The organism is Citrobacter sp. S-77, from assembly GCF_963864895.1.
GTDB lineage: Bacteria > Pseudomonadota > Gammaproteobacteria > Enterobacterales > Enterobacteriaceae > Citrobacter > Citrobacter murliniae.
Window position 1 is genome coordinate 4,324,040 of record NZ_CAWLWU010000002.1, and the last position, 22,494, is coordinate 4,346,533.

At 51.4% G+C, this 22,494-nt stretch carries 20 protein-coding genes; 7 read left to right on the forward strand and 13 right to left on the reverse strand.

The window, feature by feature from the left end; all coding sequences use genetic code 11:
- The first annotated feature begins 4 nt into the window (after positions 1-4).
- A complete protein-coding gene (gene dcuC, locus AACS05_RS21175; protein WP_045448127.1) occupies positions 5-1,372 on the forward strand; it encodes an anaerobic C4-dicarboxylate transporter DcuC in 1,368 nt (455 codons plus the stop codon).
- Between the two features lie 44 nt (positions 1,373-1,416).
- Here the strand turns inward: dcuC and sspB are convergent, their stop codons facing one another.
- From sspB to zapE, 5 genes are all read right to left on the reverse strand, one after another.
- Positions 1,417-1,920, reverse strand: a complete 504-nt coding sequence (gene sspB / locus AACS05_RS21180; protein ID WP_045448130.1) for a ClpXP protease specificity-enhancing factor — start codon at positions 1,918-1,920, stop codon at positions 1,417-1,419.
- 5 nt (positions 1,921-1,925) lie between these two features.
- Entirely contained in the window at positions 1,926-2,564 is a 639-nt protein-coding gene (sspA, locus tag AACS05_RS21185) for a stringent starvation protein SspA (RefSeq protein WP_045448133.1), read from the reverse strand.
- A gap of 316 nt (positions 2,565-2,880) precedes the next feature.
- Entirely contained in the window at positions 2,881-3,273 is a 393-nt protein-coding gene (gene rpsI, locus AACS05_RS21190; protein WP_003025138.1) for a 30S ribosomal protein S9, read from the reverse strand.
- A gap of 15 nt (positions 3,274-3,288) precedes the next feature.
- On the reverse strand, positions 3,289-3,717 hold the full coding sequence (gene rplM / locus AACS05_RS21195; RefSeq protein WP_003025141.1) for a 50S ribosomal protein L13: 429 nt from the start codon (positions 3,715-3,717) through the stop codon (positions 3,289-3,291).
- Positions 3,718-3,935: 218 nt separating this feature from the next.
- Positions 3,936-5,063: a cell division protein ZapE gene (gene zapE, locus AACS05_RS21200; protein WP_045448136.1), complete on the reverse strand. Its 1,128-nt coding sequence runs from the start codon at positions 5,061-5,063 to the stop codon at positions 3,936-3,938.
- 192 nt (positions 5,064-5,255) lie between these two features.
- Here zapE and zapG point away from each other — a divergent pair, with 192 nt between their 5' ends.
- The 3 genes from zapG to degS all read left to right on the forward strand — a co-directional run bounded on the left by zapG (position 5,256) and on the right by degS (position 8,354).
- Positions 5,256-5,654 (forward strand): Z-ring associated protein ZapG, encoded by a 399-nt coding sequence (zapG, locus tag AACS05_RS21205; protein WP_045448139.1) that lies wholly within the window; start codon positions 5,256-5,258, stop codon positions 5,652-5,654.
- Between the two features lie 168 nt (positions 5,655-5,822).
- Complete coding sequence (gene degQ / locus AACS05_RS21210; RefSeq protein WP_045448142.1) at positions 5,823-7,196, forward strand: serine endoprotease DegQ; 1,374 nt, start codon at positions 5,823-5,825, stop codon at positions 7,194-7,196.
- Positions 7,197-7,286: 90 nt separating this feature from the next.
- Entirely contained in the window at positions 7,287-8,354 is a 1,068-nt protein-coding gene (gene degS / locus AACS05_RS21215) for an outer membrane-stress sensor serine endopeptidase DegS (protein ID WP_045448145.1), read from the forward strand.
- Between the two features lie 98 nt (positions 8,355-8,452).
- On the opposite strand, the gene mdh is transcribed toward degS, so the two are convergent.
- Positions 8,453-9,388, reverse strand: a complete 936-nt coding sequence (gene mdh / locus AACS05_RS21220) for a malate dehydrogenase (protein WP_045448148.1) — start codon at positions 9,386-9,388, stop codon at positions 8,453-8,455.
- A gap of 435 nt (positions 9,389-9,823) precedes the next feature.
- On the opposite strand from mdh, the gene argR reads away from it, so the two are divergent.
- A complete protein-coding gene (gene argR / locus AACS05_RS21225; protein WP_045448150.1) occupies positions 9,824-10,294 on the forward strand; it encodes a transcriptional regulator ArgR in 471 nt (156 codons plus the stop codon).
- Positions 10,295-10,669: 375 nt separating this feature from the next.
- On the forward strand, positions 10,670-10,936 hold the full coding sequence (yhcN, locus tag AACS05_RS21230) for a peroxide/acid stress response protein YhcN (RefSeq protein WP_045448153.1): 267 nt from the start codon (positions 10,670-10,672) through the stop codon (positions 10,934-10,936).
- A gap of 56 nt (positions 10,937-10,992) precedes the next feature.
- Here yhcN and AACS05_RS21235 read toward each other — a convergent pair whose 3' ends face one another.
- The 5 genes from AACS05_RS21235 to aaeX form a co-directional block, all read right to left on the reverse strand.
- Positions 10,993-11,271 (reverse strand): barstar family protein, encoded by a 279-nt coding sequence (locus AACS05_RS21235; protein ID WP_045448157.1) that lies wholly within the window; start codon positions 11,269-11,271, stop codon positions 10,993-10,995.
- 29 nt (positions 11,272-11,300) lie between these two features.
- On the reverse strand, positions 11,301-12,749 hold the full coding sequence (locus AACS05_RS21240) for an NAD-dependent succinate-semialdehyde dehydrogenase (protein WP_045448161.1): 1,449 nt from the start codon (positions 12,747-12,749) through the stop codon (positions 11,301-11,303).
- Positions 12,750-12,837: 88 nt separating this feature from the next.
- The gene (aaeB, locus tag AACS05_RS21245; protein ID WP_045448164.1) at positions 12,838-14,805 is read right to left on the reverse strand and encodes a p-hydroxybenzoic acid efflux pump subunit AaeB; all 1,968 of its coding nucleotides are present in this window, start codon (positions 14,803-14,805) and stop codon (positions 12,838-12,840) included.
- A gap of 5 nt (positions 14,806-14,810) precedes the next feature.
- Positions 14,811-15,743, reverse strand: a complete 933-nt coding sequence (gene aaeA / locus AACS05_RS21250) for a p-hydroxybenzoic acid efflux pump subunit AaeA (RefSeq protein WP_045448166.1) — start codon at positions 15,741-15,743, stop codon at positions 14,811-14,813.
- A 7-nt stretch (positions 15,744-15,750) separates the two neighbouring features.
- Positions 15,751-15,954 carry a p-hydroxybenzoic acid efflux pump operon protein AaeX gene (aaeX, locus tag AACS05_RS21255; RefSeq protein WP_003828816.1) on the reverse strand — a complete coding sequence of 68 codons (204 nt, stop codon included), beginning with the start codon at positions 15,952-15,954 and terminating at the stop codon, positions 15,751-15,753.
- 186 nt (positions 15,955-16,140) lie between these two features.
- Here aaeX and aaeR point away from each other — a divergent pair, with 186 nt between their 5' ends.
- Complete coding sequence (aaeR, locus tag AACS05_RS21260; protein ID WP_045448175.1) at positions 16,141-17,070, forward strand: HTH-type transcriptional activator AaeR; 930 nt, start codon at positions 16,141-16,143, stop codon at positions 17,068-17,070.
- 98 nt (positions 17,071-17,168) lie between these two features.
- Here aaeR and tldD read toward each other — a convergent pair whose 3' ends face one another.
- Both tldD and yhdP read right to left on the reverse strand, forming a co-directional pair.
- Complete coding sequence (gene tldD, locus AACS05_RS21265; protein WP_045449807.1) at positions 17,169-18,614, reverse strand: metalloprotease TldD; 1,446 nt, start codon at positions 18,612-18,614, stop codon at positions 17,169-17,171.
- 76 nt (positions 18,615-18,690) lie between these two features.
- Complete coding sequence (yhdP, locus tag AACS05_RS21270; RefSeq protein ID WP_045448178.1) at positions 18,691-22,491, reverse strand: AsmA2 domain-containing protein YhdP; 3,801 nt, start codon at positions 22,489-22,491, stop codon at positions 18,691-18,693.
- Positions 22,492-22,494: the final 3 nt, after the last annotated feature.

Sequence of the window (22,494 nt, forward strand, 5' to 3'; positions counted from 1 at the left end):
AAAAATGTTCGGCATCATTATCTCTGTCATCGTTTTATTAACGATGGGTTATCTGATCCTCAAAAACTACAAACCACAAGTGGTACTGGCAGCTGCCGGGATCTTTCTAATGATCTGCGGGGTCTGGCTGGGCTACGGTGCGTTGGTCGCGCCTGATAAAAGCAGCGGCTATTTGCTGGTCGATATTTATAACGAAATTCTGCGTATGCTCTCAAGCCGGGCCGCAGGACTTGGACTGTCAATCATGGCGGTGGGCGGTTATGCCCGCTATATGGACAGGATGGGAGCCAGTAGAGCCATGGTTAGCCTGTTAAGTCGACCTCTTAAGGTTATCCGATCACCTTACATCGTTCTGGCCGCCACCTATGTGATCGGCCAGATCATGGCACAGTTCATAACCAGCGCCTCCGGGTTAGGCATGCTACTAATGGTCACGCTCTTCCCGACATTAGTCAGCCTTGGTGTGAGCCGTTTGTCTGCGGTGGCAGTTATTGCCACTTCAATGTCGATTGAATGGGGCATTCTGGAAACCAACTCAATTTTTGCCGCACAAGTGGCAGGAATGAAAATCGCCACCTACTTCTTCCATTACCAGTTACCAGTGGCTTCCTGCGTAATTATCGCCGTTGCCATTGCGCATTTTTTCGTGCAGCGCCAGTTTGATAGAAAAGCGTTACCGGATAGCGCAGGTTTCGCCGAACAAAAGAGGCTCGAAGATGTACCACCGCTCTATTACGCCATTTTACCGGTAATGCCTCTGATCCTGATGCTGGGTTCGCTGTTCCTTGCACATCAGGGATTGATGAAAGCAGAACTTAATCTGGTGGTGGTGATGCTGTTGAGCATGACAGTGACCATGTTTGTAGAGTTCCTTCGCAAACACAATCTGCGCGAAACAATGGACGATGTGCAGGCTTTTTTTGACGGCATGGGCACGCAGTTTGCGAATGTCGTTACGCTGGTGGTGGCAGGCGAGATCTTTGCTAAAGGGTTGACCACTATCGGCACCGTCGACGCGGTTATTAAAGGTGCGGAACATTCCGGGCTCGGCGGTATCGGGGTGATGATCATTATGGCTGTGGTTATTGCTGCCTGCGCAATCGTAATGGGGTCCGGCAACGCGCCGTTTATGTCTTTTGCCAGCCTGATCCCGGATATCGCTGCCGGGCTGCATATTCCGGCTGTCGTAATGATTATGCCTATGCATTTCGCCACCACGCTGGCACGCGCAGTTTCACCGATCACCGCAGTCATTGTCGTGACATCAGGCATCGCTGGGGTATCGCCTTTTGAAGTGGTTAAACGTACGGCGATCCCAATGGCCGTAGGATTTGTGGTGAATATGATCGCCACAATCGCGCTGTTTTACTAATTCCGAACGCAGAAAACAAAACAGGCCCAAAGGGCCTGTTTTTTTTATTTAACTACGCGTAGCGCTGGACGTCCACCACGAGGAGGCGGTGGAGTATCATCCGGGTCATTGTCGTCGCCGTTGTCAGGTTTATCACCATCAATGACGGACATGACCGTTTCGTTCTCAAAGCCAGGAGCTTCGTTGTCGTCATCGTTTAGGCTGGCGACATCTTCGTCATAGGCGGATTCTGGCTCAAACATCGTACCGGCACCGTTTTCACGAGCATAAATTGCCAGAACAGCAGCCAGCGGCACAGAAACCTGACGTGGTACTCCGCCGAAACGCGCGTTAAAGCGCACTTCATCGTTAGCCAGTTCCAGGTTCCCAACTGCACGCGGTGCAATATTCAGAACAATTTGCCCATCACGCGCATATTCCATAGGAACCTGCACGTCCGGGAGCGTCACATCCACCACCAGATGCGGCGTAAGCTGGTTGTCTAGCAACCACTCATAAAATGCACGCAGCAGATACGGACGGCGCGGTGATAGTTGTGGCAAATCCATACAGATTAACCCCGGCCCAGGCGCATTTCACGTTCAGGCTCAGTCAGAGAAGCCAGGAATGAGTCACGTTCGAAGACGCGAGTCATATATCCTTTCAGCTCTTTCGAACCTGCACCGCTGAATTCAATACCCAGCTGCGGTAAACGCCACAGCAGTGGTGCCAGATAGCAATCTACCAGGCTGAACTCATCGCTCAGGAAATACGGTTTCTGACCAAATACTGGCGCAATCGCCAGCAACTCTTCGCGCAGTCGCTTACGAGCGACATCAGCTTCAGAAGCAGAACCGTTCACGATGATGTTCATCAGCGTGTACCAGTCTTTTTCGATACGCTGCATGTACAGGCGGCTCTCACCACGCGCAACCGGGTAAACCGGCATCAGCGGCGGATGCGGGAAACGCTCATCCAGGTATTCCATAATGATGCGAGATTCCCACAGGGTCAGCTCACGATCCACCAGTGTCGGTACGCTCTGATTCGGGTTGAGGTCGATCAGATCCTGAGGTGGATTGTCCTTCTCCACATGCTCAATCTCGAAACTAACACCTTTCTCAGCCAGCACAATGCGGACCTGATGGCTATAGATGTCAGTAGGACCAGAAAACAGCGTCATTACCGAACGTTTGTTGGCAGCGACAGCCATGAAAACCTCCAGGTATATTCAGAATTTTACTGCTACCAGCCACTATATATGGCCAGTCAGAAGTGGTGTCACCCATATTCGGGAAAGCCATTATTGCTCAAAATACAAACAAAAAATGAACGATACCGGACATTTGGGCAGAAAATTGGATGATAGTTTACCAGATTTTGTGACCTTTGTGGTGAGTCGATTCTGGAAATGGGGAAAAAGAGGTGGCAATCAGCACATTACCGTGGATCTTCGCGGCGAGTATACATAAAAAAACCCGCCGAAGCGGGTTTTTTCGCAAATTGAGCTCTGCCGAAGCAGAAACCAATTAACGTTTGGAGAACTGAGGACGACGACGTGCTTTACGCAGACCGACTTTCTTACGTTCAACCTGACGAGCATCACGGGTAACGAAGCCAGCTTTACGCAGTTCGCCACGCAGGGACTCATCATACTCCATCAGAGCGCGGGTGATACCGTGACGGATCGCACCAGCCTGACCAGAGATACCACCACCTTTAACAGTGATGTACAGATCCAGTTTCTCAACCATGTCGACCAGTTCCAGCGGCTGACGAACTACCATGCGGGCAGTTTCACGACCGAAGTACTGTTCCAGAGAACGTTGGTTGATTACGATTTTACCACTGCCCGGTTTGATGAAAACGCGAGCTGCGGAACTTTTGCGGCGACCAGTGCCGTAGTATTGATTTTCAGCCATTGCCTATAATCCCGATTAGATGTCAAGAACTTGCGGTTGCTGTGCCGCGTGGTTGTGCTCGTTGCCAGCGTAAACTTTCAGTTTACGGAACATAGCACGACCCAGCGGGCCTTTTGGCAGCATGCCTTTAACCGCGATTTCAAGCACACGCTCAGGACGGCGAGCAATCATCTCTTCAAAGGTCGCTTGTTTGATACCACCGATGTGACCGGTGTGGTGATAGTACACTTTGTCAGTACGCTTGTTGCCGGTTACAGCAACTTTGTCAGCGTTCAGAACGATGATGTAATCACCGGTATCTACGTGCGGAGTGTATTCCGCTTTGTGCTTGCCGCGCAGGCGCAGAGCCAGTTCGGAAGCCAGACGGCCCAGAGTTTTACCGGTCGCGTCAACAACATACCAGTCGCGTTTTACGGTTTCTGGTTTAGCTGTAAAAGTTTTCATTAAAAGCTTACCCAAATAAATAAGTTACACGTTGGTGAACACCCAAACGTTTTGTCAGTTGAGGTTCACACGACATTGTCCAGCAAACCTACCCCTTCGAATAGCCTATGCCGGCACATAGAAAGTTTTGGGAAAAAAACTCTCTCGTAACGTGGGGTCGCAAGATTATAGAGAAGTCAGGGTCAAAGATCGACCCCTTTATGTGATTTGCGGCGGGTTTAACCCGCTAAATGTTCCCGTTTCAGATACTCTTCGCTTTGCATCTCTTGCAAACGCGACAAGCAGCGCTGGAATTCAAACTTCAGGCGTTCACCCTGGTAGATCTGATATAAGGGGGATGCCGCACTCACGACCAGTTTGACATGGCGCTCGTAGAACTCATCAACCAGCGCGATAAAACGCCGTGCTTCGCTCTCCATCAACGGTGTCATCACTGGTACATCAGATAACAGCACCGTATGGAACAGGCGCGACAACGCAATGTAATCGTGCTGACTACGCGCATCGACGCAGAGCGTGGTAAACGAAATCGCCAGCGTTTGGTTTTCTACGGCTAACGTCGGCATCGGGCGATGGTTTATCTCCAGCGTCGGAGCATGCTCACCTTTCGCGCCCGCTAACGCCAGCCACAGTTTATCCATCTGCTGCTGAGTTTCATCATTAAGTGGCGATAACCATAAATGCGCTTGCGTTAACGTACGCAGACGATAATCAACGCCAGCATCTACGTTCATGATGTCGCAATACTGTTTGATTGCCTCGATAGCGGGCAGAAAACGTGCGCGTTGCAAGCCATTACGATACAGCTCATCAGGCGGAATATTAGAGGTCGCAACCAGCGTGATACCACGGGCAAACAGCGCTTTCATTAATCCACCGAGCAGCATCGCATCGGTAATATCTGAAACAAAAAACTCGTCAAAGCACAGCACATCCGTCTGGGCTTTAAAACGGTCGGCAATCACCTCCAGCGGGTCACTTTGACCTTGCAGAGCGGTAAGTTCTTCATGCACGCGCAGCATAAAGCGGTGAAAGTGCAGACGCTGTTTACGTTCACCCGGCAGGCTATGGTAGAACAGATCCATCAGCCAGGTTTTCCCACGCCCCACTCCCCCCCACATATACAGCCCGCGTACCGGCATATTTTCCGTCGGCTCACGTTTACCCAACAATTTACCAAAACGGGCCATCAGCCCACTCTCCTGCGGCACAGGACGTGTTCGGGTTGTGAGTTCCTGGAAAATAGTTTCCAGCCGATTCACAGCTTCTTGTTGTACGTTGTCAGGTTGATGGCTGCCGTCGTTGAGGGCCTGCAGGTAACGCGATGTCGGGGAAAGGCTTTGCATGATGTTATTGTTATTCCTTGAGAATCGATGTGCCGTCGCTCACGGTTGACGAAAAAAAGGCCGTTCTACACTACGCGATATAAAGACGGGATTCCACTTCTACGGGATTAGCGGTTATAGTGGCATAATCAGGCGCAGGCATGGAGCCTAAAGCCAACACCCTACGGAAACAAAAGACAACGGGAGATGTTCATGACCTGGGAATATGCGCTAATTGGGTTAGTCGTCGGTATCATTATTGGTGCTGTAGCCATGCGTTTTGGTAATCGTAAATTACGCCAACAGCAGGCATTGCAGTACGAACTTGAAAAAAACAAAGCTGAGCTGGAAGAGTACCGTGAGGAACTGGTGAGCCACTTTGCCCGCAGCGCTGAGCTGCTGGACAACATGGCGGACGACTATCGTCAGATCTATCAGCATATGGCGAAAAGCTCCAGCAACCTTCTTCCAGGTATGTCACCGGAATCCAACCCATTCCGTAATCGTCTGGCAGAGTCTGAAGCAGGCAACGATCAGGCTCCGGTTCAAATGCCGCGTGACTATTCCGAAGGGGCGTCCGGCCTGCTGCGTAGTGGCGCAAAGCGCGACTAACTGCACATCGTTAAGAAATTTATTGGGCGCAGCAATTGCGCCCTCCGCTTCTCTTCCCTTCCCAGCTATTATTTAGTCGTTAGCCGCATTGTGACCAAACCCAAAATTCAATAACATCAAACTGTTTTGAATCATCTTCCGTTTACTCAAGGTACGAGAGCAGGATCAATGAAAAAACAAACCCAGCTGTTGAGTGCATTAGCGTTAAGTGTCGGGTTAACTCTCTCGGCGCCGTTTCAGGCCATTGCGTCGATACCCGGCCAGGTTCCCGGTCAGGCAGCGCTCCCCAGCCTCGCCCCAATGCTGGAGAAAGTGTTACCTGCTGTCGTTAGCGTGAGGGTCGAGGGTACCGCCGTTCAGGGACAGGGACAGAAAGTCCCGGAAGAATTCAAAAAGTTTTTTGGCGATGAACTGCCAGACCAACCTTCGCAACCGTTCGAAGGTCTGGGGTCGGGAGTTATTATTGACGCCGCAAAAGGCTATGTTTTAACCAACAATCACGTCATTAATCAGGCACAAAAAATCAGTGTCCAGCTTAATGATGGCCGCGAGTTCGACGCCAAGCTTATCGGTAGCGACGATCAGAGCGATATCGCGCTACTGCAAATTCAACACCCCAGCAATCTGACGCAAATTGCCATCGCCGACTCCGACAAACTGCGTGTAGGTGATTTCGCCGTAGCAGTCGGTAACCCGTTCGGACTGGGACAAACGGCAACTTCAGGTATCGTATCGGCGTTAGGCCGTAGCGGTCTGAACCTGGAGGGTCTGGAAAACTTTATTCAGACCGACGCATCTATTAACCGCGGTAACTCCGGCGGCGCATTGCTGAACCTGAATGGTGAGCTGATCGGTATTAATACCGCCATTCTGGCTCCGGGCGGCGGCAGTATCGGCATTGGCTTTGCTATCCCAAGCAACATGGCGCGCACGCTGGCTCAGCAGTTGATGCAGTTTGGTGAAATCAAACGCGGCCTGCTGGGTATTAAAGGCACGGAAATGACTGCCGATATTGCCAAAGCGTTCAAACTGGATGTGCAGCGCGGCGCGTTTGTCAGCGAAGTTCTGCCTGGCTCCGGCTCTGCGAAGGCTGGAGTGAAATCCGGTGATGTCATTACCAGTCTCAACGGCAAACCGCTCAACAGTTTCGCTGAACTACGTTCGCGCATCGCGACAACCGAGCCGGGTACCAAAGTTAAACTGGGACTGCTACGTAACGGCAAACCACTGGAAGTTGAAGTCACCTTGGACACCAGCACATCGTCATCTGCCAGCGCAGAAATGATTGCACCTGCGCTACAGGGGGCAACGCTCAGCGATGGTCAGTTAAAAGACGGCACTAAAGGCATCAAAATTGATAACGTCGAAAAAAGCAGCCCTGCCGCGCAGGCCGGTCTGCACAAAGATGACGTTATCATCAGTGTTAACCGCGATCGCGTGAACTCGATTGCTGAAATGCGCAAAGTTCTGGAAGCGAAACCATCGATTATTGCTCTGCAGGTGGTACGCGGTAACGATAATATCTATCTGCTCCTGCGTTAACCTATGCGAACCGGACATCAGCCTGCCGTGTGATGTCCGGTAAACTCGTGATATGCTGCTGCCGTTCCCTTTTTTAATGACGCCGCCATCATGTTTGTGAAGCTTTTACGTTCGGTCGCGATTGGTTTAATCGTCGGCGCCATTCTGCTGGCCGCGATGCCCTCTCTGCGCAAAATTAATACGCTTTCCGCACCACAGTTCGACAGTGCAGATGAAACACCCGCCAGCTATAATCCGGCGGTTCGTCGCGCTGCGCCTGCCGTGGTTAACGTTTACAACCGCAGTATGAATAGCACGACGCATAACCAGCTCGAGATCCGTACACTCGGCTCGGGCGTTATCATGGATCAACGCGGCTATATCATTACCAACAAACACGTTATCAATGATGCCGACCAAATCATCGTCGCTTTACAAGATGGGCGTGTGTTTGAAGCCCTGCTTGTCGGCTCCGACACGCTGACCGACCTTGCGGTACTAAAGATCAACGCTTCTGGCGGACTGCCAACCATCCCAATCAATAACAAGCGCGTTCCGCATATTGGCGATGTCGTTCTCGCCATCGGGAACCCGTACAACCTTGGGCAAACAATCACCCAGGGGATCATCAGCGCCACCGGTCGTATTGGTTTGAACCCAACAGGGCGGCAAAATTTCCTGCAAACAGACGCCTCCATCAACCACGGTAACTCGGGCGGCGCGCTGGTCAACTCGTTGGGTGAGTTGATGGGTATTAACACGCTGTCATTTGATAAAAGTAATGATGGCGAGACACCTGAAGGGATTGGTTTTGCCATTCCGTTCCAGCTGGCAACCAAAATCATGGATAAGCTGATTCGTGACGGACGCGTTATTCGTGGGTACATCGGTATTAGTGGTCGTGAGATTGCTCCGCTGCATGCACAGGGCAGTGGGATGGATCAAATTCAGGGGATAGTGGTTAACGAAGTCGCCCCGGATGGTCCGGCAGCGCAGGCAGGTATTCAGGTTAACGACCTGATTATATCGGTCAACAATAAACCTGCGGTATCAGCCCTGGAGACCATGGATCAAGTGGCTGAAATTCGCCCCGGGTCGGTTATCTCAGTCATTGTGATGCGCGATGATAAACAGTTGACGCTCCAGGTGACGGTTCAGGAATACCCGGCAACAAATTAGTATAATTGGGATGTAAAAAAACCGGAGATTACTCCGGTTTTTTATACGTCAAACCTGATGGCAACGCAGAAGCGTCTTATCTGGTCGACACGAAAGCATTACTTAACGAACTCTTCGCCCAAAGTAATATCTTTCTTCAGCGTGTCCAGCATACCTTCCAGCGCATTCTGTTCAAATGCACTCAGTTTACCGATGGACTTGCGCTCTTCCACACCATTTTTGCCCAGCAGCAGCGGCTGAGAGAAGAAGCGCGCATACTGGCCATCGCCTTCAACGTACGCACATTCCACTACGCCTTTTTCGCCATTCAGGGCACGAACCAGTGACAGACCAAAACGTGCCGCAGCCTGACCCATAGACAGGGTTGCAGAACCGCCACCAGCTTTAGCTTCCACAACTTCGGTACCCGCGTTCTGGATACGTTTGGTCAGGTCAGCAACTTCCTGCTCGGTGAAGCTCACACCAGGAATTTGTGACAGCAGTGGCAGAATGGTCACGCCAGAGTGTCCACCAATTACCGGAACTTCAACATCGGCAGGCTGTTTGCCTTTCAGTTCCGCAACAAAAGTGTTGGAGCGGATGATGTCCAGCGTAGTTACGCCAAACAGTTTGTTCTTATCGTAGACGCCTGCTTTTTTCAGCACTTCTGCAGCGATAGCAACGGTCGTATTCACCGGGTTAGTGATGATACCAATACATGCTTTTGGACAGGTTTTAGCAACTTGCTGCACCAGGTTTTTCACGATGCCTGCGTTAACGTTAAACAGGTCGGAACGATCCATACCCGGCTTACGCGCGACACCCGCAGAGATCAGAACCACATCAGCACCTTCCAGTGCAGGGGTGGCATCTTCACCGCTGAAGCCTTTGATTTTCACAGCAGCAGGGATATGGCTCAAGTCAACGGCCACACCAGGAGTTACTGGAGCGATGTCGTACAGGGAGAGTTCTGAACCTGAAGGCAGTTGGGTTTTTAACAGTAATGCTAGCGCCTGACCGATACCACCAGCAGCGCCGAGGACTGCAACTTTCATCCTAAACTCCTTATTATATTGATAAGCAAAATGTCTATTGCTCCGCGGCGGCGACCTTAATTCACAAATCCAACGAATTCAATAACCACGCGTCAAGAATGCGTAGTCACGCAAATTTGGCTTTTATGCATTTAACTTACGTAAAATAAATCCTAAGTTACGTAATTCAAAACAACCGCCCAGTAGAGCAACTTTCCAACAGGTGTTGACAATATACCCTACCGCCCTCTCAAAACAACATCAATTTGATAACATTTAATTTACTTTTAATCTTATTTGCGAGCCGTGACACAGGCATGTTTCTTGATAACGAAATTTGATAAAATTCCGCTCTTTCATAACATTATTTCAGCCTTGAACGAGGCAGACCGTTTGCATAAAAATTCATCTGTATGCACAATAATGTTGTTTCTACCGCCATATTACGGGTGACTTATGCGAAGCTCGGCTAAACAAGAAGAATTAGTAAAGGCGTTTAAAGCGCTGCTCAAAGAAGAAAAATTCAGCTCTCAGGGCGAAATCGTCCTCGCGTTGCAGGATCAGGGCTTTGATAATATCAATCAGTCCAAGGTTTCACGCATGCTGACCAAGTTTGGCGCAGTGCGTACCCGCAATGCAAAAATGGAGATGGTGTACTGCCTCCCGGCAGAACTGGGGGTTCCAACAACCTCAAGCCCGCTGAAAAATCTGGTACTGGATATCGACTATAACGATGCTGTCGTGGTCATTCATACTAGCCCAGGCGCAGCACAATTAATTGCCCGCCTGCTGGACTCATTGGGTAAAGCGGAAGGTATCCTCGGGACGATTGCCGGAGACGATACCATCTTCACCACCCCAGCGATGGGCTTTACGGTAAAAGATCTGTACGAAGCTATTCTGGAGCTCTTCGAACAAGAGCTGTAACCCCTTCCCCGTCGCATCATGCGGCGGGGGAAAAACCTTCCTTTCATACCCACGCCACTGTTTTTCACTACTAATCATTTAACAGATAGTGCGTTTAACCGCTATAAAGCATTCACATAGTGAATGATAATCATCAAAAACGCACAAATTGCAAAATCACATATCAATATGATTTTATTGAACTTATTTTAATCCCGGTGTACTGAAGCGTATTTTTAATTCCGTTTGGTTATAAAAAATATATTTTTTAACCCATAATACCCGATGAAACCATTAGCGTGGTATTAATTTACTGAGTGATTAGTGTATACTTGATTCTGTGATGAGGGTCACGAAACGAAGACCCCAATAAAAGTATTCGACGAGGTAAATATCATGAAAATCAAAACTACTGTTGCAACCTTAAGCCTTCTGTCTGTTATCTCTTTCGGCGCAAGCGCTGCGGTAAATCAGGTGAACTCACAAGAAGCACAGAATCTGCAATCCATGGGTACTATCTCTGTGTCTCAGATTGGTAGCTCACCAATGGATATGCGTCAGGAAATTGTCGCCAAAGCAGAAAAAGCGGGCGCCAGCAGCTATCGCGTTACTGAACTCCGTGAAGGGGCTCACTGGCACGCAACTGCTGAACTGTACAAATAAACCCTCGTCGTCTAGTCCGACGACTTGCCCCCGCTGCCGGGGGCTTTTTTTATCTCTTAAGATGAGTGACGAACGTTAAAGCGCAATTGCCCTTCCAGCTCTTCTTCCGCTTCATCAAACAGCAAAATCAGCGCGCCATAGCGTCTGCGTTGCTTATCCGGCAAATGCACAAACTCAATCTCCAGCGGCAACGGCAATACTTCCCCGACAACCACTTCCCACAGAGAATCTAAGTCACTGACCTTTTCCCGGGCCAGGCCGAAGGTACGCGTAAACTCCCGGTAGAAATCACTTTGATCTTCAATCTCGTCAAAATCAAACGTATAGATATTCATCTATAGCCACCATCCCGCCGTCGGTTACTCTACAGACCACCAATATGCAAGGTCTTCACTTGCAGAAACTCTTCTAATCCAAGCACCGATCCTTCACGCCCTAACCCCGACTCTTTTACCCCACCAAATGGCCCCAGCTCGGTTGAAACGGCACATTCGTTGATACCAATCATGCCGCTTTCAATGGACTGCGAAACGCGGAATACACGCTGCAGGTTTTGCGTATAGAAATAAGCAGCCAGCCCAAAAGGAGTATCGTTAGCGCGCTGAATAACTTCGTCTTCACGACTAAAGCGGAAACAGGCCGCGACGGGTCCGAAAGTTTCTTCACGGGCAAGTTTCATCTCTTCGTTGCAATTGCTCAGTACCGTTGGCTGCCAGAAGTTACCGCCCAACGAATGCGCTTTTCCTCCCGCCAGAACCGTCGCACCTTTTGCAATAGCATCTTCAACATGTTCCCGCACTTTATCTACTGCCGAAGGCTCGATCAGCGGGCCAACCACCACACCGTCATCCAGACCATTACCCACCTTCAGCGCCTGGACAGCATCCGCCAGTTTGCGGGTAAATTCGTCATAGATGGATTCCTGAATATAGAAGCGGTTAACACTAACGCACACCTGACCCGCATTACGGAATTTGTTAGCGATGGCCCCCTGCACCGCGGCATCAATATCGGCATCATCAAACACAATGTATGGGGCGTTGCCGCCCAACTCCATCGAGACTTTTTTCATCGTGTCGGCCGCGTTACGCACCAGCGTTTTTCCGACAGCGGTGGAGCCGGTAAAGGAAATTTTACGCACTTTATGGCTAGCCATAATTGCATCACTGATTTCCGGGGTATTGCCCGCGACAGCGTTAAGCACCCCATCGGGCACACCAGCCTTTTTCGCCAGCGTTAGCAGCGCAAACGCGCTGAGCGGCGTATTGTTGGCCGGCTTAATCACCCCGGTACATCCCGCAGCCAGCGCGGGCCCAAGTTTGCGTGTCAGCATCGCCATCGGGAAGTTCCACGGAGTGATCGCAGCGACTACACCAACAGGTTCACGGGTAGCGAGAATTCGCGAGCCTGGTTTAATCGGAGGGATAATCTCACCATTAGCGCGTTTGGCCTGCTCCACAAACCACTGAATAAAGCTGGCGGCGTACTCAACTTCACCTTCGGCTTCTTTCAGCGGCTTCCCTTGTTCAATGGTCATCAGACGCCCCAGCCAGCTTTTGTTTTCGAGGATCAGTTCATACCAGCGATAGAGGATTGTCGAACGCTCTTTCGCCGTTTTTTCGCGCCACGCCGGAAAAGCGTTTGCGGCAGCAGCAATCGCCTCTTCAGTCTGCTGCTTACCCGCCTTCGCCACCTTTGCAATGACCTCCCCCGTCGCCGGGTTTACCACATCAAAGGTGGTATCCAGGGTCTTCCACTGCCCATTAACCAGATATCCCGTCTGAAAAAGTTCACTCTCCTGCAGTCCAGGCATAGTTTTTTCCTCCTGATGTCATGGCTTACGCACATCGAATAAGTATAGCCATAAAAAAACCGACGCTTCTGGCGTCGGTTTTTAACTCTTAACTGCTGGTCAGGGCGTGCTGATATTTGTGCAGCATACCCGTAAGCCGTTTTACAGGCTCCGTCACCTGAGGCGGGGCTTCCCAGATGTTTAATTTTTCCTGATAGATATCAAGCTCCTCAAGCAGCTGACTAAAGTAGCGTCGGCGTTTGTCGTCATTTCCAGCTGAAATAACGTGATCGGCAGTACGACGGAGCTGACGATGAAACGCAGATAAATCCTCATTTACCGGTACAGGTGCATCACGCAGACGCTGGTGAGCGATGATCATCGTCAGCGCCAGACGAAACTTCGCCAGATCGCCGGGAAATTTATTCATCAGTAAAAACAGTTGCTGATAGAGCGCCGGAAGGTGATTCTCTTTTCGACGAACCACATTAGTGGTCATAGCGGAGACTGCGGCTGAAACAAACTGATTGAGCAGCACGCGACCTGTTCTGTCACGGGAGTTATCACGCACCAACAGAATCACAATAAACGCCAGCACACATCCCACAAGCTGCCCCAGCGCACTGTCGAGGAACTGGCTAAAATGGAACGTCATCGGGTTATCCAGCACGATAATGTTAATCGTGCTCGCCAGCGCCCCCATAGAGCCCAAACGCCGCTTCTGTACCTCGATACCGAGGAAAAATCCCAGCACAGCAAGGCTCAGGCACAGTAACAACATACTTTGCTGGGTATTGGGGATAATCACCAGAAAATAGAGCGCCCCCAAAGGTAATGCTGCCAGCGTGCCGTAGATAAAGTCTATCGCTACCATACGTGGATTGGGTAAACGCATTGCCAGTGAGGTAACGACCGCAATCATCACCATCGCGCCACTACCTGACGTCCAGCCGGTCCACAGCCAGAACAAGGTTCCCAGCACACAGGAAAGCGTGGTACGCCAGAAGTTGACCATCGCATGGTGACGTTCGGCGGATTCCACTTTCACTACCGGCTCACCCTGCAGGATCTCTTCTTCAATCGCACTAATTTTGGTATTGCTGACAACACCGCGTTTGAGCAGCAGGTAGCGTGTCGCAGCACCTGCCCAGCTATATATCGTCACCGGCGTGTCACGCTCGCCGGTCCAGACAATCACGCGCCGCATCCGCTTGAGTTGCTTATGTACGTCCTGCACCGTTTGAACTGGCGTATCAAACAGCTCACGGAAGGTGTCCGTAATCAGGTCCGGTCGCGTGTTCTGGATAAGATAGGTTTCACAGGATTGAGTAATGAGCGTCAGCGACAACGTGTTCAATGCTTTAAGTCTGCGGTTGGCGCGTACCCAGCGTGAGGACTCCATGTTCAGGTTGCTGCGCATACCTTCCAGCGCCGCAGTACGACGGACTAAATCCCCCCAGGCTTTATCCACTTCTTCACTGTCGCCGTGCTTAATGCACAGTTGCATAAGTTGATACTGCGCCACCAGAAGGCTGTCCAGCTCGACATCGATCTCCTGCTTCACTGAACGGGGTGAAAAGAGCAGATCGGCTACAATAGCGCAGACGATCCCCATCACGATCTCGCTGCAGCGTTCGAGCGCAAATTGCGGCGTCAGCAATGGTTCCGCCTGAATGGTAATGACGATTATCAGCGCCGTGTAGCCCGAAAGCCCCCAGGCATAGGAGTTCTCGATCTTCACCAGCGAGGAGAGCCAGGTACAAAAACCGGCCCAGATGCAGCACACCAGGATCATCAGCAGCGGCGCACGGATCATGCTGATAATAATGATCAGTGCGGCAATACAGCCAATAAATGTTCCGACAATACGAAGCATACCGCGATAACGGATAGCGCCAGAATAGGGTTCTCCACCCGCAGCAAAGGCCGGGCCAGCCGCCACAATTGCCGCAGTCAACACCGCCCAGCGCGGTGTCTCAAGTTGAAAGTGAAAGCCAACAAACAGCGCCAGCACAATGGCGCATGCCAGTTTTACCGCAAAGCGGATATGCTGATTGGCAATGGAGAAAATACCCATCACGATTAACCAAACTCGCGCAGGCGATGCGCTATTTTACGGAAAAACGACTCCTGGCTGGCATCGCGATCCTGCTTACCAGTAATGACGACGGTGGCCGTAGTACCGGCCGGCCACAGGGTGCCTTGCTGCTCATCCAGACGAATACGCACCGGCACACGCTGTGCCAGACGTACCCATTCAAGATTGGAATCAATGGTCGCCATACCTTTTGCATCCTGCGTACTGCTGGCATTCGTTACACCAGCCGCTACGCTATCAACGGTGCCTTTCAATACCTTATTACTGCCAAGTGGTGTTATTTCAGCACGATACCCCGGACGAACACCTTCCAGCTTGGTCTCTTCCATATAAGCCAGCACATAAAAAGAGTGCTGTTTTACCAACGCTACCGCCGTGGAGCCGCGGGTAATAAACTCGCCAGAATAGACGTTAAGGTTAGTCACCCAACCGTCGGCTGGGGCGCGAATGACCGTTCGTTCAAGATCCAATTTCGCCAGGTCGCGTGTCGCCTGCGCCTTTGCAAGCTGGTGCAATACGGTTTGCAATACGTTATTGGACTGGTCAATCTCTTCACGAGACATTGCCTGAACGCCAAGCCGGTTACGACGACCCGCTTCCTGGCGCTTTTCCTGTGCCAGTACCTGATAATAGGCGACATCCGCTTCAGCCTGTTCGAGGGCTTTCTTATAGCGCGGTTGGTCGATAGTGAACAGGACCTGATCCTTTTTCACCAGTTGGTTATCATGAACGTTAACATCAGTGATTAAGCCCGCGACATCCGGTGCAATTGCCACAACATCAGCACTGAAACGTGCATCACGCGTCCACGGCGATTCGGTGTAGTAGACCCATGCGCGGAAAATGGCGATAAAGGCCAGAATGACCAGTATGAGAGTCATGGCCGTGCGGGAGAGTTTTCTTGTTAGTGTTTTCACTTCAACCTCAAACGAACAGGCGCGTTATTAAATAGAAAAGACAGCAATACAGCGCGGTATTAAACAGAGCCGGATGCCAGACAAAATCATAGATACCAGTCGGAACTAGCATCCGGCGCACCAGCCAGAAAATCGCCAGTGACAAAAGCAATTCGAAAAATATCGGTGGGAAGGAAAGACCAAACACCACGATAACGGGAAACAGACTCATGTTGACCTTGGTAGCTTAAGAGAGTGCAGATGATTGATTTTTTTTAGCGTATGTCACCGCAGAGAAGGGCAAGGATTAGCCAGGCGAGAGCGACACAGCAGTTATTTGAATAATAATATATTAACGTAACTGTTATGCTGTTATCTATATTATGTGATCTAAATCACTTTTAAGCCAGAGTGAACAATGGAACGATTAAAACGAATGTCGGTGTTTGCCAAAGTTGTCGAGTTAGGCTCCTTCACCGCCGCCGCGAGACAGCTTCAAATGAGTGTTTCATCGATAAGCCAGACGGTATCAAAACTGGAAGATGAGCTACAGGTTAAGCTGCTAAACCGCAGCACACGTAGCATTGGGCTTACCGAGGCGGGTAAGATTTATTATCAGGGCTGCCGCAGAATGCTGCACGAAGCGCAGGATGTTCACGAGCAGCTTTATGCCTTTAACAACACGCCAATTGGTACCCTGCGAATTGGCTGTTCTTCAACCATGGCACAAAATGTCCTTGCCGGACTGACGGCAAAAATGCTGAAAGAGTACCCTGGCCTGACGGTAAATCTGGTCACCGGCATCCCGGCACCAGACTTAATCGCCGATGGCCTGGACGTCGTTATCCGTGTGGGTGCGTTGCAGGACTCGAGTCTTTTTTCGCGTCGCCTGGGGACCATGCCGATGGTGGTCTGTGCCGCGAAAAATTACCTCGCCCAATTCGGTACCCCGGAAAAACCGGCCGACCTCAGTAATCATTCCTGGCTGGAATACAGCGTACGACCCGATAATGAATTTGAGCTTATTGCCCCGGAGGGGATTTCTACTCGCCTCATCCCACAGGGACGCTTCGTAACCAATGACCCTATGACGCTGGTGCGCTGGCTGGCCGCAGGCGCGGGAATTGCCTATGTCCCACTGATGTGGGTGATCAATGAGATCAATCGTGGCGAAGTGGAGATCCTGTTGCCCCGTTATCAGTCAGACCCGCGTCCGGTCTACGCCCTGTATACCGAAAAAGACAAGCTACCACTCAAGGTGCAGGTGGTGATTAACTATCTCACGGATTATTTTGTCGATGTGGCACAGTTGTTTCAGAGGATGTATGGCAGGGGCAAAGAAAAATAGAGGACTGTCCAGCCGGAGCAGCATTTATGTCCCCCATCCAGCAAAATGCCCGATAGCACAATGCTTATCGGGCATACAGCAGGTATGAATCCGGAGATTTAAGCAGTGCCGCCCACGGTCAGGTTATCCACCTTCAGCGTCGGCTGACCAACGCCAACCGGCAGACTCTGCCCTTCTTTACCGCAAACACCAACGCCGTTATCCAGTTTCAGATCGTTACCCACCATGGAAATCTGCTGCATCGCTTCAATGCCAGAACCGATAAGCGTCGCGCCTTTCACCGGTTTGGTGACTTTACCGTTTTCAATCAGGTACGCTTCAGAGGTTGAGAAAACAAACTTCCCGGAAGTGATATCCACCTGACCGCCGCCGAAGTTAGGTGCATAAATCCCATATTCGACAGACTCGATAATTTCCTGCGGCGTGGATTTCCCTGGCAGCATATAGGTGTTGGTCATACGCGGCATTGGCAAGTGCGCATAAGATTCACGACGTCCGTTACCTGTCGGCGCCACACCCATCAGACGCGCATTCAGTTTGTCCTGCATGTAACCTTTCAGAATACCGTTTTCAATCAGTACGTTGTACTGGCCCGGAGTCCCTTCGTCATCAATGGCTACCGAACCACGGCGATCCACCATCGTACCGTCATCAACGACTGTGCACAGTTCAGACGCGACCAGCTCCCCCATATGACCGCTGAATACCGAAGTACCTCGGCGGTTAAAGTCACCTTCCAGACCATGACCGACCGCTTCGTGCAGTAGCACACCAGGCCAACCTGCGCCCAGCACTACAGGCAGCGTTCCTGCCGGAGCGTCTACCGCAGAGAGATTCACCAGCGCCATGCGCACGGCCTCTTTCGCCCACGCATCGGCCCGGACTTCGCCATCAAGGGAGGCGAGGAAATAGTCATAACCAAAACGACCGCCGCCACCGCTGGCACCACGTTCACGTTTGCCGTCATCTTCTACCTGCACGCTGACAGACAAGCGCACCAGAGGACGAACATCCGCCGCCAGCGTTCCGTCTGTCGCTGCCACCAGGATCAACTCGTAGACGCCGGTCAGACTTGCAGTCACTTCCTGCACGCGCTTATCAGCCGCACGTGCAACACGATCGACACGCCTGAGAATGTCCAGCTTCTCTTCACGACTCATGCTTTGTAACGGATCAACCGAGGTATAGAGAGCTTGATGTTCGACTGCGCCCAGCGTCTTTACTTTGCCATCGCCGCTGTCGCGCACAATCGTACGGGCAGCATGAGCGCTTTGCTCTAACGCCAGCAGGCTTATCTGGTCTGCATAGGCAAACCCTGTTTTTTCGCCGCTGATGGCGCGCACACCAACGCCCTGGTCGATATTGTAAGAACCATCTTTAATGATGCGGTCTTCTAAAACCCAGGATTCGTGATAGCTCGACTGAAAATAGAGATCGCCGTAATCAAGACGGCGTTCGGCCAGTTGGCCCAGAATGGCAAACAGATCCTGATGTTTCAGGCCATTCGCCGCTAGCAATTGTTCACTTACCAGGTTCAGACTCATCGTTTTGCTACTCATTAGTTGCTGCGGTAGGGAGATCTATTTACTGAGATTGGGGCAATTACTCGCCCCCGTCAAATCATTGCTTTCTTTCTTTTCGCGGCTGGCGCAGGACTTCGTTAATCTGCGGCTTATCAACCGGACCGGTGATGCGATAGCGCAGAATCGAGACTTTGCTCCATAACGGTCCCAGTACTTTACTGGCAGCAAATACAGCGGCACCGACAATCGGGTTGACGGCAAACGCGGCGGCAACACCCACGGTGGCAGAAATTTCCGGTGCGACAACAGCTTCCATATCCAGCTCACGCCGCACAAGGTTAACTGAACCTTTCATCGCGATATCCGCTTCCAGTCCGTCCACCAACGTATCATCGGTATGCATTACGCCATCTTTAATCCATGCCGTGCTGCGAATGGAGTCAAAATAAAAGCCTTCACTGAAGGTATCGCTAAAATCAAAACGCAGTTTACGCAGCAACGCATCAAAGCTCAGCAGGCGCAGCAGTTGTCCCGCATGTCCGGTGCTTAACTCAGTAAGCTCGCCTTTACCCAAACGGGTACGCAAAATTCCATTAAGCGAGGCTTCATCAGGATCCCAGGGGGGATTGCGCCAGTGCAGATCGTACTCAACGTTGAATGAAGAGTTTCGTATCGGCGTCGATACGCCAAAGAAACCCGCGGCAGAGTCAATTTTATTACCGTTTAGTTTTCCCTTCAGCGACGTACGCTCTTTACCCGGCACGTTAACCCATTCACCGTCCAGAGTCAGTCTGGCAAAACCTGTATCTAACAAACCACTGCTCAACGTCAACGTATCGCCTTTAATCGCCACATCGGCGTCAATACGCCCGTATTTCTGCCCCCACATCCAACACTCTGCGCAGCGCAACTGAACATCCGGCCAGCCACGGAAGCTAACTCTGCCAATGTCAGAAAACGGCGAGGCGGATGCTGTTTTCTGTGACGACTTTGCAGTGCCTGGGTTGTAGTAAAGATACTTAATAAACGCCTGCCACGGCGCGTTATTGCGCATGGCCAACGTCGCGTTAATCTCACGTCCTTGCGCCTGTATGTTCGCCCCGTTAAGCGCAGGTTCAGACACAATGCTCAGATTGTTCCACTGCTGGCCTCCCAGTGATAAAGATGGCGTACGTACCGTGATGCGTTGGGGGAAGTTCGCGTTAGTACCGACGTTATCCGCCGCACCTTTCTGGAACAACGCCAGCCACTGCGCACCATCCATTGGCGGAAGGTTAAGTTCAACGCCCTGCTGGTCAGGCAGCGCAGGCACGGTACGGCTTTCAGAAGTCCAGATGGCACGGTCAAGCGTCAATTTCTGGTTCAGCAACCAGTGGCTGTTAAAGTGGTTTTTATTTCCGGCGTTGCCAGTCAGATCAAAACTGCGCAGATTGCCGTCCGCCTTAACGTTAACCGGCAGCGACTCACCGCGCGCTTTGTTCAGCGGTGCAGGTAAGTGACTGCTTACATTTTTCAGGTCACTCTTTAACTCAATGTTGTATGTTGCCCCGGCATGATACGGAAGTTCGATACCAACTTTACCATTCCACGCCATGCTGCCGCTTAAAGCATCGTTCACCTGCGTCGGCAAAATCCCCATCCGGGTTGGTTGCCAGTCCCCCTTCAGATTCACAGCGACCTGATAAGCTTTAGTGCCTTCAGTAGTGGAAAAATCGACATCCAGAGGCTGATTAAACCAGTTTGCCGTCATCGGCTCGCTTTTGAGATCCCCGTTTACAAAGCTGAATTTGCCGTTCAGGTTCTTCAGCGTACTGTCGAGTGGCTTAATAAACAGGCTGTTATTACGCAGCATGACATCACCTTTGGCGGTGACCAGCGAACCATCAAGTGGGATATCAAGATGTAAGCGAGCATTCACATCGCCGTCAATCTGGAGCTGTTCCAGTGTGGCACCGAGAGAGTCCTTCAACGGGGTATCATCAAAATACGGTCCGACCGCCTTTCCCGGCCCGTTGATATCCGCATCAATCAGCAGCTTTTCTTTCTCATAGTCGGGAATATTGGCGGTCAGGTTACTGGCTTTCACTCCACCTAACTGGACGCCGTCGGTTTTCATCCACAGACCGTCGTTAAGGAAGTTCAGCTCAATATCAAGGTCTGTTAACGCAGGCCAGTCTGGCTGGAAGGCAAACGTTGCATTGCGCAGCGGCACCAGCACCTGAAACTGACCTTCGTTGTGTTTATACGGGAATAAGTGCGGATTACCGCCATAGACCAGCGTGGCGTTATCCGCCTCACCACCCTGAATTGCGCTGCTGAGGTAGTCAACCAGCTCCTTACCCATCAGGTTTTCCGGAAAATAACGCCAGGCCTGAGAGCCGTCGTTGGTACTGATACCCGCCAGAATGCCCAGCCATGGCTCATCACCCGTCGGTTGCAGATAGCGAAAACCACCGCGTGCATGTACTGCTGTCGCTTTAACATCAATATCACGCCCATCTAACTGAAAACCTTTGTCATTTTTCAGCCAGCTAAGCGTAGCCACACCCTCTTCAATTTCCAGCGGAGCGCGGAAGACCGTTTCATAGGGCATTTTTGCCTGTTTCATGGAGGCGGTGAGCAAACCATTTTCAACACTGCCCGCAAGCGTTCCGGAGAAATGTTCTGCACCCGGTAACAGCTTCCACTGTTTCCAGGCCAGATTGGTCCACGAGGACTGGAAGCGGGTTTTTTCTGTCGCCTGCAACGGAATATCGAGCGCCAGCACATCTATCTTGCCGCTCGGTTGCGTTGCCTGCCAGATATCACCCAGCGCCGGAGATAACTTTGCCGCCATCGAACGCAGCCCCTCTAATCCAGCTAACTCCAGATTACTGGCACGAATGCGCAGCTCATCACTGCGTTTGTTATTTTCACCGCCCACTTCCTGCTCAGGGATCCAGGCAAGGGTTAACGCTCCGCTCGGCCAGGGTTTATCGTCCAGAGTTATCCGTGTATCGGGAATAGAAAATTGCCAGCCAGGCTGTTCACGGCTAATGTGTGCGGTCAGATTATCAACAGCGAGCGTGTGCGTATGGTTATCGCCCTGCCAGCTTGCACCACCTTTCTTCAGCCAGATATCTCCACCGGAGATTTCCCCTTTGCTGAGCGTCATCCATCCTTCGAGGCTAAAACGCGCGGTTTGCAGCGCGACGTTATCCTGCATCCATTTCCCCAACCACGGCTTCACATCGATGTCATCAGCCTGTAGCCAGACGCGACCATTATTCAGCAGTCCGTCATCGTCACGCAGATCCATTCGCACCTGCATGACGCCGTGCTGTCCGGTGAGGCTGGAGAGACTGACCTGACCTTCGGCGCGGTGTCTGTTTTTACCGTTCAGCCAGGTAAGCTGTGGTATCGCCAGCTCTGCACGCTGGCCAGAGAGGGTTAAAAAGCTGATCTGACTATCGCGAAGATCGAAATGATCAAACTGACGAAGGAAAAGATCGCTAAGGTGACCGGCTTCAATGCCATCGTCGCTGTCGCTGCGCTGGATAGGAGTATTAGTGCGCAGTTGCAGTTGCCAGAAGGTAAGATCGCGAAACTGCCAGCGCATGTGCAGCAGACTTTGCCAGACATCCAGCGCCAGCGTGACGCGCTTAACTGAGAATTCTCCGCCATCGTTTAGCTGCGCATGGATATCGCGCGCCTCGAGCGTCGGGCCAAAGTTTTGCCAGTTGGCGGTGAACTGAGTGGCAGAAACGGGCATACCTGTTGCGGATTCAATCTTGCCAAGAATGGCGGGACGCCAGGTATCGAGATGAGGCAAAGCAAGGCGCAGCCCACTAACCAGCAGCGCTGCGATGACAACGAATGCGGCTCCAGTGAGCAGTAATATCCCCGGCAATCGCCTCACGCG

Coding starts and splice junctions, on each gene's coding strand:
- dcuC (WP_045448127.1), top strand. CDS start 5: ATGTTCGGCATCATTATCTCTGTCATCGTTTTATTAACGATGGGTTAT.
- sspB (WP_045448130.1), bottom strand. CDS start 1,920: ATGGATTTGCCACAACTATCACCGCGCCGTCCGTATCTGCTGCGTGCA.
- sspA (WP_045448133.1), bottom strand. CDS start 2,564: ATGGCTGTCGCTGCCAACAAACGTTCGGTAATGACGCTGTTTTCTGGT.
- rpsI (WP_003025138.1), bottom strand. CDS start 3,273: ATGGCTGAAAATCAATACTACGGCACTGGTCGCCGCAAAAGTTCCGCA.
- rplM (WP_003025141.1), bottom strand. CDS start 3,717: ATGAAAACTTTTACAGCTAAACCAGAAACCGTAAAACGCGACTGGTAT.
- zapE (WP_045448136.1), bottom strand. CDS start 5,063: ATGCAAAGCCTTTCCCCGACATCGCGTTACCTGCAGGCCCTCAACGAC.
- zapG (WP_045448139.1), top strand. CDS start 5,256: ATGACCTGGGAATATGCGCTAATTGGGTTAGTCGTCGGTATCATTATT.
- degQ (WP_045448142.1), top strand. CDS start 5,823: ATGAAAAAACAAACCCAGCTGTTGAGTGCATTAGCGTTAAGTGTCGGG.
- degS (WP_045448145.1), top strand. CDS start 7,287: ATGTTTGTGAAGCTTTTACGTTCGGTCGCGATTGGTTTAATCGTCGGC.
- mdh (WP_045448148.1), bottom strand. CDS start 9,388: ATGAAAGTTGCAGTCCTCGGCGCTGCTGGTGGTATCGGTCAGGCGCTA.
- argR (WP_045448150.1), top strand. CDS start 9,824: ATGCGAAGCTCGGCTAAACAAGAAGAATTAGTAAAGGCGTTTAAAGCG.
- yhcN (WP_045448153.1), top strand. CDS start 10,670: ATGAAAATCAAAACTACTGTTGCAACCTTAAGCCTTCTGTCTGTTATC.
- AACS05_RS21235 (WP_045448157.1), bottom strand. CDS start 11,271: ATGAATATCTATACGTTTGATTTTGACGAGATTGAAGATCAAAGTGAT.
- AACS05_RS21240 (WP_045448161.1), bottom strand. CDS start 12,749: ATGCCTGGACTGCAGGAGAGTGAACTTTTTCAGACGGGATATCTGGTT.
- aaeB (WP_045448164.1), bottom strand. CDS start 14,805: ATGGGTATTTTCTCCATTGCCAATCAGCATATCCGCTTTGCGGTAAAA.
- aaeX (WP_003828816.1), bottom strand. CDS start 15,954: ATGAGTCTGTTTCCCGTTATCGTGGTGTTTGGTCTTTCCTTCCCACCG.
- aaeR (WP_045448175.1), top strand. CDS start 16,141: ATGGAACGATTAAAACGAATGTCGGTGTTTGCCAAAGTTGTCGAGTTA.
- tldD (WP_045449807.1), bottom strand. CDS start 18,614: ATGAGTCTGAACCTGGTAAGTGAACAATTGCTAGCGGCGAATGGCCTG.